Source organism: Pseudomonas sp. Leaf127, assembly GCF_001423155.1.
Taxonomy (GTDB): Bacteria; Pseudomonadota; Gammaproteobacteria; order Pseudomonadales; family Pseudomonadaceae; genus Aquipseudomonas; species Aquipseudomonas ovata.
Genome location: NZ_LMOA01000021.1, coordinates 535160 through 550309 on the forward strand (window position 1 = coordinate 535160; position 15150 = coordinate 550309).

Annotated in this window: 17 protein-coding genes; 8 read left to right on the plus strand and 9 right to left on the minus strand. The window is 63.6% G+C overall.

The window, feature by feature from the left end:
• The first annotated feature begins 22 nt into the window (after positions 1-22).
• From ASF84_RS15700 to ASF84_RS15710, 3 genes are all read left to right on the plus strand, one after another.
• Entirely contained in the window at positions 23-463 is a 441-nt protein-coding gene (locus ASF84_RS15700; protein WP_197977015.1) for a VOC family protein, read from the plus strand.
• Positions 460-1047: a glutathione S-transferase family protein gene (locus ASF84_RS15705; protein WP_056839750.1), complete on the plus strand. Its 588-nt coding sequence runs from the start codon at positions 460-462 to the stop codon at positions 1045-1047. The genes ASF84_RS15700 and ASF84_RS15705 overlap by 4 nt, the downstream gene beginning before the upstream one ends.
• Before the next feature lie 89 nt (positions 1048-1136).
• Positions 1137-2420, plus strand: coding sequence for an arsenic transporter (locus tag ASF84_RS15710; protein WP_056839751.1), 1284 nt, complete (start codon positions 1137-1139; stop codon positions 2418-2420).
• Between the two features lie 22 nt (positions 2421-2442).
• Here the strand turns inward: ASF84_RS15710 and ASF84_RS15715 are convergent, their stop codons facing one another.
• Entirely contained in the window at positions 2443-2925 is a 483-nt protein-coding gene (locus ASF84_RS15715; protein WP_056839752.1) for an OsmC family protein, read from the minus strand.
• Between the two features lie 48 nt (positions 2926-2973).
• Positions 2974-3276: a chorismate mutase gene (locus ASF84_RS15720; protein ID WP_056839753.1), complete on the minus strand. Its 303-nt coding sequence runs from the start codon at positions 3274-3276 to the stop codon at positions 2974-2976.
• 131 nt (positions 3277-3407) lie between these two features.
• On the opposite strand from ASF84_RS15720, the gene ASF84_RS15725 reads away from it, so the two are divergent.
• Together ASF84_RS15725 and ASF84_RS15730 are read left to right on the plus strand one after the other, a co-directional pair.
• Positions 3408-3830 (plus strand): MarR family winged helix-turn-helix transcriptional regulator, encoded by a 423-nt coding sequence (locus ASF84_RS15725; protein WP_082481677.1) that lies wholly within the window; start codon positions 3408-3410, stop codon positions 3828-3830.
• Between the two features lie 95 nt (positions 3831-3925).
• Positions 3926-5230 (plus strand): MFS transporter, encoded by a 1305-nt coding sequence (locus ASF84_RS15730; protein ID WP_056839755.1) that lies wholly within the window; start codon positions 3926-3928, stop codon positions 5228-5230.
• Positions 5231-5248: 18 nt separating this feature from the next.
• On the opposite strand, the gene ASF84_RS15735 is transcribed toward ASF84_RS15730, so the two are convergent.
• Both ASF84_RS15735 and ASF84_RS15740 read right to left on the minus strand, forming a co-directional pair.
• A complete protein-coding gene (locus tag ASF84_RS15735) occupies positions 5249-6169 on the minus strand; it encodes an AEC family transporter (RefSeq protein WP_056839756.1) in 921 nt (306 codons plus the stop codon).
• Between the two features lie 212 nt (positions 6170-6381).
• Entirely contained in the window at positions 6382-7248 is an 867-nt protein-coding gene (locus ASF84_RS15740) for a LysR family transcriptional regulator (RefSeq protein ID WP_056839757.1), read from the minus strand.
• A 243-nt stretch (positions 7249-7491) separates the two neighbouring features.
• On the opposite strand from ASF84_RS15740, the gene ASF84_RS15745 reads away from it, so the two are divergent.
• Positions 7492-8676, plus strand: a complete 1185-nt coding sequence (locus ASF84_RS15745; RefSeq protein WP_056839758.1) for an MFS transporter — start codon at positions 7492-7494, stop codon at positions 8674-8676.
• Positions 8677-8872: 196 nt separating this feature from the next.
• On the opposite strand, the gene ASF84_RS15750 is transcribed toward ASF84_RS15745, so the two are convergent.
• From ASF84_RS15750 to ribBA, 5 genes are all read right to left on the minus strand, one after another.
• On the minus strand, positions 8873-10024 hold the full coding sequence (locus ASF84_RS15750; protein ID WP_056839759.1) for an ABC transporter ATP-binding protein: 1152 nt from the start codon (positions 10022-10024) through the stop codon (positions 8873-8875).
• Positions 10021-10836, minus strand: a complete 816-nt coding sequence (locus tag ASF84_RS15755; RefSeq protein WP_056839760.1) for an ABC transporter permease — start codon at positions 10834-10836, stop codon at positions 10021-10023. The genes ASF84_RS15750 and ASF84_RS15755 overlap by 4 nt, the downstream gene beginning before the upstream one ends.
• Positions 10837-10842: 6 nt before the next feature.
• A complete protein-coding gene (locus tag ASF84_RS15760) occupies positions 10843-11811 on the minus strand; it encodes an ABC transporter permease (protein WP_109511554.1) in 969 nt (322 codons plus the stop codon).
• Positions 11796-12821 (minus strand): ABC transporter substrate-binding protein, encoded by a 1026-nt coding sequence (locus tag ASF84_RS15765; protein ID WP_056839762.1) that lies wholly within the window; start codon positions 12819-12821, stop codon positions 11796-11798. Before ASF84_RS15765 ends, ASF84_RS15760 begins: the two co-directional genes overlap by 16 nt.
• Before the next feature lie 270 nt (positions 12822-13091).
• The gene (gene ribBA / locus ASF84_RS15770; RefSeq protein WP_056839763.1) at positions 13092-14201 is read right to left on the minus strand and encodes a bifunctional 3,4-dihydroxy-2-butanone-4-phosphate synthase/GTP cyclohydrolase II; all 1110 of its coding nucleotides are present in this window, start codon (positions 14199-14201) and stop codon (positions 13092-13094) included.
• A 95-nt stretch (positions 14202-14296) separates the two neighbouring features.
• Here ribBA and ASF84_RS15775 point away from each other — a divergent pair, with 95 nt between their 5' ends.
• The gene (locus ASF84_RS15775; protein WP_056839764.1) at positions 14297-14584 is read left to right on the plus strand and encodes a DUF1330 domain-containing protein; all 288 of its coding nucleotides are present in this window, start codon (positions 14297-14299) and stop codon (positions 14582-14584) included.
• Positions 14585-14714: 130 nt separating this feature from the next.
• Positions 14715-15146 (plus strand): hypothetical protein, encoded by a 432-nt coding sequence (locus ASF84_RS15780; protein WP_056839765.1) that lies wholly within the window; start codon positions 14715-14717, stop codon positions 15144-15146.
• Positions 15147-15150: the final 4 nt, after the last annotated feature.

Here is a 15150-nt window from a genome sequence, read left to right on the forward strand (position 1 = left end):
TGAACGCCACGGAGCCAAGCCCATGACACTGATTGCCCCAGGCGCCAACCCGGCGCGTATCCAGGCTTACGATCACATCGGCATCCGCGTCAGCGACCGGCCGCGCGCCCTGGGTTTCTACCAGGCGCTGGGCTTTGTCGAAAGCGCCCGCTTCGCCGAACATGAAGCCAACGAAATGCTCAGCGCCGATGGCGTGCGCATCAACCTGATTTTCAACGGTGCCCGGATGCCCGAGGCGCATAACGTCCTGCTCGACGCGCCGATCAAACTGCCGGGCATCACCCACCCGGCCTTTATCGTCGATGACCTTGAGGCGTTGCAGCGCTGGCTGGGCGAGCAGGGCATTGCTATCACCCAAGGCCCGCATCGCATCGGTCCGCGCCGCATCGCGCTGTTTATCCGCGATCCGGACGGCAACGTGCTGGAATTCAACCAATTGATCCCTGAAGGAAGCGCCGCATGAAACTGCATGACCTGACCCTGTCCGGCAACTGCTACAAGGTTCGCCTGTTTGCCGCTCTGGCCCGTATCGACCTGGACCTGGTGCCAGTGGACCTGGCCGGCGGCGAGCACCGCCAGGCGCCGTTCATGGCGCTCAACCCACTGGCCCAGGTGCCGGTGCTGGAAGACGGCAAGCACGTGGTGCGCGATGCCCAGGCGATTCTGGTGCACTTGGCCGGCACCTATGGCGGCCTGGCCTGGTGGCCGGGCGAAGCCGCTGCCCAGGCGCAGATCGTGCAATGGCTGTCGTTTGCCGCCAACGAAGTGCAGCACAGCGTGTGTGCGGCCAGGCTGGTCGAGCTGTTTGGCTATGAACTGGACAAGCCCGCCGCCCTGGAAAAATCCATCCGCGTCCTGACGCTGCTCGACGCCCACCTGCAGCAGCATGACTGGCTGGCCATCGGCAGGCCCACCATTGCCGACTGCGCGGTGTACCCCTATGTGGCGCTGGCGCCCGACGGCGGCGTCGATTTGCAGCCTTACCCGCAGGTGCAACGCTGGCTGGCACGCATCGAGGCCTTGCCGGGTTATCTGCCCAAGCCCTGATTGCGAAAATAGCCCAAGGCCAGTAGTGAATCTTCGTCTGTTAGTGTATTCCAATGCCTCGCCGATCTATCCGGACCCGAGGTCATCAGATGTGGATTGCAGTCGCAATATTTGCGCTAACGCTGGTGCTGGTGATCTGGCAACCCAAGGGGCTGGGCGTAGGCTGGAGCGCGGCCGGCGGTGCGGTGCTGGCCTTGCTCACCGGTGTGGTGGGGCTGGGGGATATCCCGGTGGTGTGGCACATCGTATGGAATGCCACGGCCACCTTCATCGCGATCATCATCATCAGTCTGCTGCTCGATGAAGCCGGCTTCTTTGAATGGGCGGCCCTGCATGTAGCGCGCTGGGGGCAGGGTCGGGGCGGGCGCCTGTTCGCCCTGATGGTGTTGCTGGGGGCGGCGGTGTCGGCGCTGTTCGCCAACGATGGCGCGGCGCTTATCCTGACCCCGATCGTCATTGCCATGCTGGCGGCCCTGCGCTTCAGCCCGGCGGCGACGCTGGCCTTTGTCATGGCCGCCGGTTTCATCGCCGACACCGCCAGCCTGCCGCTGGTGGTGTCCAACCTGGTGAATATTGTCTCGGCCGATTTCTTCAAGGTCGGTTTTGTCGAGTACGCCGCCGTCATGTGGCCGGTCAACCTGGTCAGCGTGGCGGTGACCCTGCTGATGCTGTGGCTGTTCTACCGCCAGGATGTGCCGGCCAGCTATGACCCTGCCCAATTGCGTGCCCCGCAGCTGGCGATCCGCGACCCGGCGACCTTTCGCGCCGGCGTGGTGGTGCTGGTGCTGCTGTTGGTGGGACTGTTCGTGCTGGAGCCGCTGGGTGTTCCGGTCAGCGCGGTGGCGGCCTTGTGCGCCTTGATCCTGCTGGTGATAGCAGGCAAGGGCCGCACCATCTCCATCGGCAAAGTGATGCGCCACGCGCCCTGGCAGGTGGTGGTGTTCTCACTGGGGATGTACCTGGTGGTCTACGGCCTGCGCAATGCCGGGCTGACCGACACCCTGACGGCCGTGCTCGACAGCCTGGCCGGGCAGGGGCTATGGGCTGCGACCCTGGGCACCGGGCTGCTGGCCGCCTTGTTGTCCTCGGTGATGAACAACATGCCCAGCGTGCTGATCGGTGCGCTGTCGATCCAGGGCAGCGAGGCCAGCGGCGTGATTCGCGAGGCAATGATCTACGCCAATGTCATCGGTTGCGACCTGGGGCCGAAAATCACCCCCATCGGCAGCCTGGCCACGTTGCTGTGGTTGCATGTACTGGCGCAGAAAAACGTGCGCATCACCTGGGGCTATTACCTCAAGGTCGGCAGCGTACTGACCCTGCCGATCCTGCTGGCCACCTTGAGTGCGCTGGCCTTGCGCTTGAGCATGTAGCGACGGTCGCGAATGCCGCAGATCACAGGTGCGCCTCAAGCAACAGCTCAGGCTCATGGCTGACCGGAAAATTCATCGAGCGGGCAATGAAGCATTTCTCATGCGCCGTGGCCTGTAGCATGCGGGCCTTGTCCAGATCGGATCCGGCCGCCAGTGTCACCCTGGGCCTGAGCACCACCGAGGTGAACTGCCCGGCGCCGCCTGCCTGCTCGATCATGCTTCCCTGGGCGTTGTCCTCATAAGCCAGGACATTGACTCCGGCCTCGGCGCACAGGCCCAGGTACCAGAGCTTGTGGCAGGCCGACAACGACGCCACCAGCAGTTCTTCGGGGTTCCAGCGCGCCGGGTCGCCGCGAAAGGCCGGGTCGGAGGAACCCTCGATTTCAGGCTTGCCGGTAGCCTTGATGGCGTGCGCCCGGCTGTAGCCACGATAGGACGCGGTGCCGGTGCCCTGGTTGCCGGTCCAGACCACCTGGACCTGATAGTGATGGTGTTTGTCAGTCATTGTCGGCCTCTGTATGGGGGTCTTGTCTTGCCTGCGGGCAGAGCCTTGTCAGGCGCGGTTGGCTGTCATTGCCTGGTGCTCGGCCAGCTCGGCCTCGATAAAGGCGCTGATCATGGCGCGGTAGACCTGTTCCACCACTTGCCGATTACCACCGACCTCGTCTGCCAGGGCGTTGACCCTGGCAATGACCTGCTCGACCCGCGCCGGCGCCCGGACATCTTGCGCGGTGCTCTTGAAGGCGGCGGCCTGGCTGACGAATCGTCCGCGCCGGGCCAGCAGCGTGACGATTTCACGGTCCAGGCGGTCGATGTGTTGGCGGACTTCTTCAATGGATCGGCATTGCACTTCCATGCGGTGGACTCCTTTGATTTTGTGACAGACGATCGCTGGCCACACTAGCACGACAGAGATGCACAGTTGCATGCCGGGCGTGCGCAGAGGATTGTGTTGACTTGTGTGTAATTACACATATGATGGCCCACATGAATACTTCTCTCGGCCCCAGCCTCTGTCATTGCCATGCCGTCAGGCGTAACGCCCGTTTCCTGACCCGGTTGTACGACCGGCACCTGGCCGCGGCGAACCTGTCGATCTCGCAGTTCTCGATTCTGGTGCTGGTCAAGAAGCATCCCGGCATCGCCATTGCCGAGCTGGCCGAGGCGATGGTCATGGAACGCACCACGCTGGTCAGGGCGCTCAAGCCCTTGCAGGCGGAGGGCTTGATCCATAGCCGTGCCGAAGGGGCGCGTTCGGCGCTCAGGCTGTCGCTGTCTGACCAGGGCCTGGCCAGAGTGACCGAGGCCAGGCCTTTCTGGCTGTCGGCGCAGCAGGAATACGAAGCGCTGGTGGGCGCCGAGCAGGCTGCCGCATTGCGCGAGTCGTTGCAGGCCACGGTGGTGGGCTGATTTTTTACGCTTATATGTGCAATTACACATGAGTAGCCGCTGCATAAACAGGAATGTGCCATGAACGTAACCCTCGCTAGACAGGCAGGTGCCCGATGATCTCCACAGTCGTGGCCCGTTCACTGGCACGTCGCCAGGTTCACTACAGTTGGGTCGCCCTGGCGGTGACCTTCCTGACCATGCTGGTCATGGCCGGGGCCATTGGCGCGCCTGGCGTGCTGATCACACCGCTGCGCGCCGAGTTCGGCTGGGACACCGCCGACATTTCCGCCGCCCTGGCGCTGCGCTTTGCCTTGTTCGGGCTGATCGGGCCGTTTGCGGCGGTGTTCATGAACTACTACGGCGTACGCCGGGTGATGCTGGTGGCGCTGGCCATCGTCGCCACCGGGCTGGGACTGTCACTGTTCATGACCCGGTTCTGGCAACTGGTGCTGTGCTGGGGGCTGCTGGTCGGCTTTGGCACCGGGCTGACCGCCATGGTACTGGGCGCCACGGTGGCCACGCGCTGGTTCAGCCAGCGTCGCGGACTGGCGCTGGGCCTGCTGGCGGCCAGCTCGGCCACCGGGCAACTGGTGTTCATGCCCGTCATGGCTGCGCTGACCGAAGCCTACGGCTGGCGCATGGCGCTGTGCTACGTGTGTGCGGCCATTGCCCTGGTGGCGCTGCTGGTCGGGCTATTGATGCGTAATCACCCCGCCGATCTTGATCTGGCGGCCTACGGCGCTGACAAGGCCGAACCGCCTGCGCCGCGCACCCAAGGCATGGCGCAACTGCTGGTGACACCGCTCAAGGTGTTGGTCCAGGTCAGTTCCAGCTGGACGTTCTGGGTGCTGTTCCTGACCTTCTTCATTTGCGGGGCCAGCACCAACGGCCTGATCCAGACCCACTTCGTCAGCCTGTGCGGCGACTACGGCATTGCCCTGACCACCGCCGCCGGCGTGCTGGCGATGATGGGCATCTTCGATTTCATCGGCACGGTGGGCTCCGGCTGGCTGTCGGACCGCTTCGACAATCGCTGGTTGTTATTCTGGTACTACGGCCTGCGCGGTATCGCGCTGATGCTGTTGCCGTTCTCGGACTTCACCCTGTTCGGCCTGTCGATTTTTGCCTTGCTGTACGGCCTGGACTGGATCGCCACTGTGCCGCCGACGGTCAAGCTCACCGCCCAGCGCTTCGGGCCGCAGCAGGCCAACGTGGTGTTCGGCTGGATCTTTGCCGGGCACCAGTTGGGCGCAGCCTTTGCGGCCTATGGCGCCGGCTGGACACGAACGACGTTCGCCACCTACCTGCCGGCGTTTTTCGTGGCCGGACTGCTGTGCCTGATTGCGGCCTTGCTGGTGCTGTCGATCCAGCCGGCCAAGGTGGCAACGGTGGCCACGTCGGGTGCGCAGCCGGCCTGAGCCCTGGGCAAGTCGGGTCTAGAGCGTCAGCGCCAGTCCCATCGCCACCGGCAGGATCACGGCTGCCGCCACGGTCTGGGCCGCAATGATATTGGCCATCAGCAAGGCATCGCCGCCCATTTGCCGGGCCATGACATAGGACGATGAGGCGGTCGGCAAGGCCTGGAAGATCACCGCCACCGCAGCCGCCTGGCCGCCAAACCCGGCGCTGCGGCACAGCAGGTAGGCCGCCGTCGGCATGACCAAAAACTTGATCACCGACGCACAGGCAATAGGGCGCAGGTGCTGGCGCAGCGAGCCCAGGCCCAGGGCCGCGCCTACGCACAACAGGCCCAGGGGCAGGGCGGCACTGCCCAGGGACGCGAGCATGGGCGACAGCCAGGCCGGCAGGGTCAGGCCGCTGATCCTGGCCAGCACGCCCAGCAGGCACGACACCAGCAACGGGTTGGTGAAGAGCGAGCGCAGCACCGAGCCCAGCGCCTGGTGGGTCGGGGTGCAGCGCGCAAACACCAGCACACACAGGATGTTGACGGTAGGTACGATGATCGCGTTGGCCACCGCCGCCATGGCCACGCCCGAGCTGCCGAACAGCCCGGCGGCGACGGTGACCCCGATAAAATTGTTGAAGCGGATGCCGCCCTGGAACACCGAGGTGAACGCCGCCCCCTGCTCGGCCATGCGCCCCCGAAAGGCATACAGCAGCGCGGCGCTGCCCAGCGTCGAGGTCAGCAGCACCCAGGCCATGTCTTTGATTGGCACCTGCGAGAGGTTGGCCGTAGACAGGCTGTGAAAGAACAAAGACGGCAGCAGGATGTAATAGCCGATGCGTTCGGCGCCGGGCCAGAAGCTGTCGGCCACAAAGGTCCGGGCCTTGATCACCACACCCAGAGCGATCAGCAGGATGATCGGACACAGTGTGGTCAATACCAGCGCAATCATGGACGGGCCTTCCTGAGGTAGTCGACGATGCGCCGGCAGCCTTCGACCCGTTGCGCCTTATGGGTGGCAAATACAAGGAGCAAAGCCGGGAGAGGGAGTGCAGGGGAACGTGCAAGGCTCATCACAAGGACCGTGTCTGAAAGTACCGACACAGTAGTCAATACCTTGATTGAATAAAAACGGAATGTTTTAACGTGAGGGTTGAGAAAAACTCAAGGGTTGCTCAAGGCCTTGGCCAGTACACCGGTCAGGTGCTGCCGGCTGCTTTTGTCATGTTCCAGCAGCACCACGCGACGAATCAGTTGCGGCTCGCCAAAAGGCAGCAGGGTCACGCACTCGAGGGTTACAAGATCGTCGTCCGACAGCGGCACCACCGCCACCCCCAGCCCGCGCGAGGCCATGCGTGACAGGGCTTCCTGGCTGTCCAGTTCCATGGCCTCGGTGACGCGGATGCCCATCCGGTTGAGTTCCTGCTCGATGACCCGACCGGCCCAGGCGCGCTTGTCGAAGCGTAGAAAAGGCTGGGTGCTCAGCAGCCTGACCAGGCTCTGGCCCTGCAAATGAGGGGCGGCCACGGCCCAGAAACGATCATGGTAAAGCGGCGTCACACTCAGGCTTGGTGGATACGGCCTGACCGGCTCGGTGGTGATGGCTGCGTCCAGTTCGCCGTCCTGCACGCGTCTGGCCAGTTCCGATGACATGCCCGACACCACGCTGATGTGCAGCCTGGGGTGGTGGTTCTTGATCCACACCAGGGCCTCGGGCAGGCGGCCGGCCAGGGCGGTCTGGATCGCGCCGATGCGGATCCGGCCGCTGAGGCCGGGGCCCGAGTACAGCTGGTGGGCGAGGTCATCGTATTGCGCCAGGATGATTTCAGCCTGCGCCAGTGCCAACCGGCCGGCCTCGGTCAGCGTGACCTGCCGGCGGGTGCGATCGAACAGGCTGACACGCAGCTCATCTTCCAGCGCCTTGATCTGCAGGCTGATGGCCGAGGGGGTCAGGCTCAGGCTGTCGGCGGCCTTGACGAAGTTGCCGTGCCGGGCAATGGCAACCAGAGAGCGGAGGGCTTTGAGTGACACGAGTGGACCTTGCGAGGCGGGCCGCCAGGATTGGCCAGGCCGGGGTTTATTGTGCCGTGTGCCTGTGCGGGTGGCCAGATGCCGGCCACTGTCTGTGCCACAGCCACAGCCACAGTCATCGCCGGCAAGCCGCCTCCCACAGGCGGCGCAGTGCCTGCCGTTCGGTAATAATCTGCAATGAATATTTGACCGAGTGCTCAACAATCCTTAGGGTGTCCGACCGTTTTTCTGCCTGAGATCCTCATGACTGACCGCTCCAAACTGCCGCCGACCGTCTACTTGCTGGGCCTGACGATCTTTTCTCTGGTCACCGCCGAGTTCATGGTCGCCGGCATGATGCCGGCCCTGGCCCAAGCCTTTTCGGTGAGCCTGGCGCAGGTGGGCAACCTGATTGCGTTCTATGCCCTGGGCATGGCGCTGGGTGGCCCGCCGGTCACCGTGTTGCTGCTTTCACGCGGCATCAGTAACCAGCGCGCGCTGGTCGGCCTGCTGGCAGTGTATGTCGTCGCCAGCGTACTGGCGGCGATTGCACCGACGTATACCGTGCTGGCGTTGGCGCGCATCGTCATGGGCGTGTCGAGTGCGGCCTGTATCGGCTTGTGCATGACCCTGTGTGCCGGGCTTGTGGCGGCGCAGGACCGAGGCAGGGCGATCTCGGTGGTGCTGGCCGGGTTGATGCTGTCGCCGGTGGCCGGTGTGCCGATGACCGCCTGGGTCGAGCATCATTACGGCTGGCGCGCCAGTGCCTGGCTGGTGGCAGGGCTGGCGCTGGTGTGCACTGTGCTGGCAGCCACTCGCCTGCCCGCTGGCAAGGCCGGCAGCGAGCCGGCCCTGGCCCGCCAGTGGGCGGCCTTGAAGAGCCGCAGCCTGTGGGCGGCCTATGTCACCAGTGGCTTGATCATCGGCGCAACCTTTGCCGCCTTCAGCTATTGCACGCCGATCCTGATCGAAGAAGTGGGCATCGCCCCGGGGAACGTGGCGCCATTGCTGGCGTTGTATGGCGTGGCCAACCTGATGGGCAACATGCTGATCGGCCGGATTGCCGACAGCCACACCTTCATGGCCCTGCGCGTGGGGCTGGCCGTGATGGTGCTGGCGCTGGCCGGATTTGCCTTGTCCGGCGCGCATCACTGGTTGAGCCTGGGTTGTTTCATCGCCCTGGGCCTGACCGGCGTGGCGTTGAACCCGGCGATGGTGGCGCGGGTGATGAAAGCCGCCGAACCCAGTGCTCTGGTGAACACCTTGCACACCTCGGTGATTACCGCGGGGCTGGCGCTGGGCAGTTGGGCCGGTGGCAGTGTCATCGAGGCCGGCTATGGCCTGCGTGCGCCCTTGTGGGTGGGCGCGGGCATGGCGCTGGTGGGGTTGCTCAGCGTGATGCTACCGAGCATTGCAAGCCGCACGGCAGCGGTCGCCACGCCTTCCTGAAGCGCGGCCTTGCACGACCGGCTGCGGTGTCTGTGCGGCTGCAATCGCCGGCAAGCCGCCTCCCACAAGGGGACGTGTCGTGGCGTTCGCGACCAACGATCGCTCCGAGCGGATTTCCAGCGGATGTCGCCGTCTCGTAGGAGCGACCAACGGTCGCGAACAGGCCTCTCCCACAAGGTTCTGCCAGATGGGCTGATCAATGTGCGCCGGCGGCCTTGTTCAGGTCGCCGTCGGCCCATTCGGTGTAGATGCAGGCATCGGTCGTGGCCCAGCGCACTTTGACCGTGTCACCGGCGACCATTGGCATGCCGGTGGCCGACAGGGCCTTGACGGTCATGGCCGTGCCGCTGCCGGTGACCACCGCGCAGGTCTGGCTCTCGCCGAGAAACAGCACTTCAGTGACCTTGGCGGTGACTTCGTTCCAGCCTTCGGCCAAGGGTGTGCTGGCGGCCTGGGCAACGCTCAGGGCCTGGGCCTTTTCCGGGCGGACCATCAGCAGTATGTCCTGGTCGGTCTTCAGGCCTGCTGTCAGGCGGATCGACAAGGGCTGGCCCTCGAAGGTCGCCACCGCGTTGCCCTGGGCCTTGAGGCGCAGGAAGTTGGAGTTGCCCAGGAACGAGGCAACGAACGCATTCGGCGGGTTCTGGTACAGGTCATAGCCGCTGCCCAGGCCGACGATCTTGCCGTGGCTGAAAATCGCGATGCGCTGGCTCAGGCGCATGGCTTCTTCCTGGTCGTGGGTCACGTAGACGATGGTGATGCCCAGCCGGCGATGCAGCTGGCGCAGCTCGTCCTGCAGGTCTTCACGCAGTTTCTTGTCCAGCGCACCGAGCGGTTCGTCCATCAGCAGGATGCGCGGTTCGTAGACCAGGGCACGGGCAATCGCCACCCGCTGTTGCTGGCCGCCGGACAGTTGCGCCGGGCGCCGATGGGCGAAGGCGTCGAGCTGTACCAGCTTGAGCATGGCGTCGACCTTCTTGTCGCGTTCGGCCGCCGACAGCTTGCGAATGTTGAGCGGGAAGGCAATGTTGTCGCGCACGTTCATGTGTGGAAACAGCGAGTAGCGCTGGAACACCATGCCGATGCCGCGCTTGTGCGGCGGCACGTTGACCAGCGATGCACCGTTGACCAGGATCTCGCCGCTGCTCGGCGTTTCGAAGCCGGCCAGCATCGACAGGGTGGTGCTCTTGCCCGAGCCGCTGGAACCCAGGAAAGTCAGGAACTCGCCGTCCTTGATGTCCAGGTCGATGTTGTCCACCGCAGCGAAGTCGCCGTAGTGCTTGTTCAGGTTGCGCAGGCGCACCAGGGGCTGGCCGGCGGTGGCAGAATCTTTGATCACGGCGCTCATGAGGTACTCCGGGCTTCGTTACGGCGACGCAGGGTCGCGGCGATGAACATGACCAGCACCGACAGGCCGATCAGCAGGGTCGAGGCAACAGCGATGACCGGCGTCAGGTCCTGACGCAGGGTGGTCCACATTTTCACGGGCAGGGTCTGCAGGGTGGGGCTGGCCATCATCACGCTCAGGACCACCTCGTCCCACGAGACCAGGAAGGCGAACAGGGCGCCGGCGATCATGCCCGGCCGAATGCCCGGGAAGGTCACCTTGTAGATCGCCTGCAACCGTGAGGCGCCGCAGATGACCGCGGCATCCTCGATCGACTGGTCGAACAGTTTCAGCGAGTTGATGATCGAGATGATGGTGAACGGCAAGGCGACGATCACATGGCTGACCACGAAGGAAAACAGCGTGCCGGTGTAGCCCAGTTTCAGAAACAGCGCATAGACCGCCACGGCGATGATCACCAGCGGCACGATCATCGGCAGGGTGAACAGCCCGTAGAGCATGTCCCGGCCCGGAAAGCGCCCGCGTACCAGGGCAAAGGCGGTGGGCAGGCCCAGCGCCACGGCAAAGATCGTGGTCAGGATGGCGACCTTGAAGCTCGACATCGCTGCCGACATCCAGTCGGGATTGGAGAAGAACTGGCCGTACCATTTCAACGTCCAGCCCGGTGGCGGAAACATCAGCCACTGCGAGGAGCCGAACGACAACAGCACGATGAACACAATGGGCAACAAGAGGAACAGGGCGATCAATCCGGTGATGCTGTACAGGCCAATCCGTAGCCGCGAGCCCATCGCGTTGGGGGTCAGGAGCATGCTGGCTTACCTCGCGTTACTGGCGCCTACCGGGGATTCCGGCTGGAGCTTCAGGTAGAAATAGAACATCACCAGGGTGATGGCGACCAACAGTGCCGCGGCGGCGCTGGCCAGGCCCCAGTTGAGGAACGACTGCACCTGCTGGACGATGAACTCGGGCAGCATCATGTTCTGCGCGCCGCCCAGCAGGGCCGGGGTCACGTAGTAACCGAGCGACATTACGAACACCATCAACGCGCCGGAAAACAGCCCCGGCCGGCACAGCGGCAGGAACACCCGGAAGAAGTTGGTCCAGGGGCTGGCGCCACAGATGGAACCGGCCTGCAGCACCATCGGGTCGATGGCCTGCATGGTGGCCTGCAACGGCAGGACGATGAACGGGATCATGATGTAGCTCATGCCGATCACCACGCCGGTCAGGTTATGCACCATCTCCAGCGGTTGGTCGATGATGCCCATCGCCATCAGGGCCTTGTTGATGACCCCCGAGGCCTGCAGCAGCACCAGCCAGGAATAGGTACGTGCCAACAGGCTGGTCCACATCGACAGCAGCACGATGTTGAGCAACCAGCGGCCCCAGCCGCGTGGCACCAGGGTAATGGCCCAGGCCAGCGGGAAGCCCAGCAGCACGCTGAACAGCGTCACAAGGCCGGCGACCGAGAAGGTGTTGAACAACACCCGCGAGTAGGCCGAGTTGGCGAACAGTTGTTCGTAGTTGCCCAGCCCCGGCACCGGCTCCAGAAAGCCGCGCAGCAGCAGGCCGATCAAGGGGGCGAAGAAAAACAGGCCGAGAAACAGCAAGGCCGGCAGCAGGTTGCGGCTGCCGCGCCAGCGTTGTGCCAGGGAAGGCTTGGGGGTCATGGTCGCTCGCCTGTTCGCTGCCGGGGCGTGAACCGCGCCGGCGGTGCGCGAGGCACCACCGGACACAGAGGATTGGCCGGATGCAGTGGCCGTCATTTTTACTTGACCAGCCATTCGTTCCACCGGGTCGCGATGTCAGGACCGTTCTTGGCCCAGTAGGCGAAGTCCAGCGTGATCTGATCGGAGACGTAGTTGGTCGGCAGGTTTTTCGCCAGGGTCGAATCCAGGCGCGCCACGCTGTCGGTGTTGACCGGCGCATAGGCACTGAGGTTGGAGAAGTCGGCCTGGCCTTTGGCGCTGGTGGCTTCGGCAATGAACTTCATCGCCGCGTCCTTGTTTTTTGCGCCTTTGGGCACGACCAGGAAATCGGCCATGACCAGGTTCTGCTTCCAGCTTACGCCCACTGGCGCGCCGTCTTGCTGCAGGGCGTAGACGCGACCGTTCCACATCTGGCCCATCGAGGCTTCACCGGAGGCCAGCAGTTGCTGCGACTGCGCACCACCGCCCCACCAGACAATGTCTTTCTTGATGGTGTCGAGCTTCTTGAAGGCGCGGTCCAGGTCCAGTGGGTAGAGCTTGTCTTTCTCTACGCCGTCGGCCAGCAGGGCCAGTTCCAGCACGCCAGGGCTCGGCCATTTGTACAGGGCACGCTTGCCGGGGTAGGTCTTGGTGTCGAACATGGCCGCCCAGTTTTCCGGGGCCTTGGTGCCGACCTTGCCTTCGTTGTAGCCCAGCACGAAGGAGAAGAAGAACGAACCGGCGCCATGATCCGAGACGAAGCGCGGGTCGATCTTGTCGCGCTTGATGGTGTTGAAGTCCAGCGGCTCCAGCAAGCCCTCGGCGGCGGCGCGCAGGGCAAAGTCGGCCTCTACGTCGACCACGTCCCACTGGACGTTGCCGCTTTCGACCATGGCCTTGAGCTTGCCGTAGTCGGTGGGGCCGTCCTGCACGACGGTGATCCCGCTGGATTTCTGGAAGGGGGTGGCCCACGCCTGTTTCTGGGCGTCCTGGGTCGAGCCGCCCCAACTGACGAAGTTGACGCTCTCGGCGGCCATGGCGGCAACACTCGAGAATGCCAACACGCCAGCGACCAGCATTGCAGTTGCACGTTTGTTCAACACCATTTTCACGCCCTCATTTGTTGTGTTTTGAGCGGGCCTGGGTTATTGCCCGCGTATTCGGAGCAGTAGGTCCAAGTGGACCTTTTGAAACTGGGCGACCGGGTCAGGTGCTGTTGTTATTGGGCTGAGCGGTAACGCGTGCCCTGACAGAAAACTTCGGTCTACGGGATGTCATATTATGGTATTCCAAACTTTCTGCAAGCGTTTTGCCTGCATCGAACCTCCTTCATTTGCCGTTTTTTTTCGTGGGAGCTTTACCCGTGAACGCGAGGTTCAACCAGTGAAAGGAATGCTCTCGACCACTTCCAGGTCGTAACCGGTCAAGCCCGCGTATTTCAGCGGTGGGCCGAGGTGGCGCAGCTTGCCAACGCCGAGGTCTTGCAGGATCTGGGCCCCGGTGCCGACTTCGGAATAGATGCGTGACTGCGAGCGGGTGTACTGGCGCGGTGGCTTGGTCAGTTGCGGCACCCGCTCAAGCAGGGCCTGGGACGATTCATGGTTGGCCAGCACCACAACCACGCCATGGCCCTCTTCGGCGACTTTCTGCAGGGCCGCCCACAGCGTCCAGTTGGCGGGACCGGTGTACTCGGCGCCGACCAGGTCGCGCAGCGGGTCGACCACATGCACGCGCACCAGCGTAGGCTCGTCGCGCTTGATATCACCCATGACCATGGCCATGTGCACGCCGCCTTCGATGCGGTCTTCGTAGGTGAACAGGCGGAAGGTGCCGTGCACGGTGGGCAATTCACGTTCGCCGATGCGCTCGACCGTGTGTTCGGTGCTCAGGCGGTAATGGATCAGGTCGGCGATGGTGCCGATGCGGATGCCATGTCTGGCAGCAAAGGTTTCCAGGTCCGGTCGGCGCGCCATGGTGCCGTCGTCGTTCATCACCTCGACGATCACCGAGGCCGGGCTGAAACCGGCCAGACGTGCCAGGTCACAACCCGCTTCGGTGTGGCCGGCGCGGGTCAGCACGCCGCCTTCACGGGCGCGCAATGGAAAGATATGACCCGGCTGCACCAGGTCTTCGGCACAGGCACCCGGTGCCACGGCGGCCTGCACCGTGCGTGCACGGTCAGCGGCGCTGATGCCGGTGGTCACGCCGGTGGCGGCTTCGATGGAAATGGTAAAGGCGGTGGCGAACACGCTGCCATTGCTGGGCACCATCTGCTCCAGGCCCAGGCGTTGGCAATGCTCGTCGGTCAGGGTCAGGCAGATCAGCCCGCGAGCTTCACAGGCCATGAAACTGATGGCTTGCGGGGTGCAACGATCGGCGGCCAGCAACAGATCGCCTTCGTTTTCCCGGTCTTCATCATCGACCAGCAAGACCATCTTGCCCTGGCGATAGTCGTCAATGATGTCTTCAATACGGTCGAATGCCATGGCTCAGGATCTCAGTGTTATGGGATAAATAAACGTGGTATACCATAAGACAGAATATTTCATGAATTCCCTATCAATGAAACAGTGAGATCGCGATGAAAGCCTACTGGATTGCCCACGTCGATGTGACCGACCCTCAGCAGTACAGCGAATATACCCAGCGCGCGCCGCAAGCGTTCAACTTATTTGGTGGCAGATTCATGGCACGCGGCGGTCGCTCCGAAGCCATTGAAGGCCGCGAGACGCCACAACGCACCGTGGTCATCGAGTTCGACTCCTACGAGCAAGCCCTGGCGTGCTACCACTCGCCGCAGTACCAGGAAGCCATGAGCCATCGCCAGGGCGTGGCCAAGGCCGAGATCGTGATTGTAGAAGGGATTTGAGACAAGCCTGTGTCGGGTGGCGCAGTCAGGCCACCCTGCATCGAATCCGCTGGAATTTTGCCGTTTGCCTGTCCTCTATAAGTCGGTGACTGATTACACCATCGCCGTCAGGCGCTGATAGAGGATGACGATGAGCGCGCGTATCACGGCCCGGACGCTGGGCATCGAGTTCACCCACGACCCTGAAAAAGGGCTGTTCCTTTGGCTGCTGGCCAGCTTTCTGATCGGCAAGCGCATCCAGGCCGATATTGCCGTGAACACCTGGCGCGTCATTGTCGAGCGTCATGGCTGCGACACACCCCTCAAGCTCGGTCAGTGCACTCACCGCGAACGTGTAGCGATGCTGCGCGAAGGCCATTACACCCGCTATGACGAGTCCACCGCCGAGCGCCTGCTGGCGCTGGTCAATACCCTCAGGCGCGACTACCACGGTCAGGTGAGTGGCATTCACCTGGCCAGCGCCGACCGCCATGACTTTGAGAAGCGGTTGCTGGCGCTCAAGGGCATCGGTCCCAAGACTGTGGAAATCTTCATGCGCGAGGCGGCGGAGGTACTCTATTGAGCCC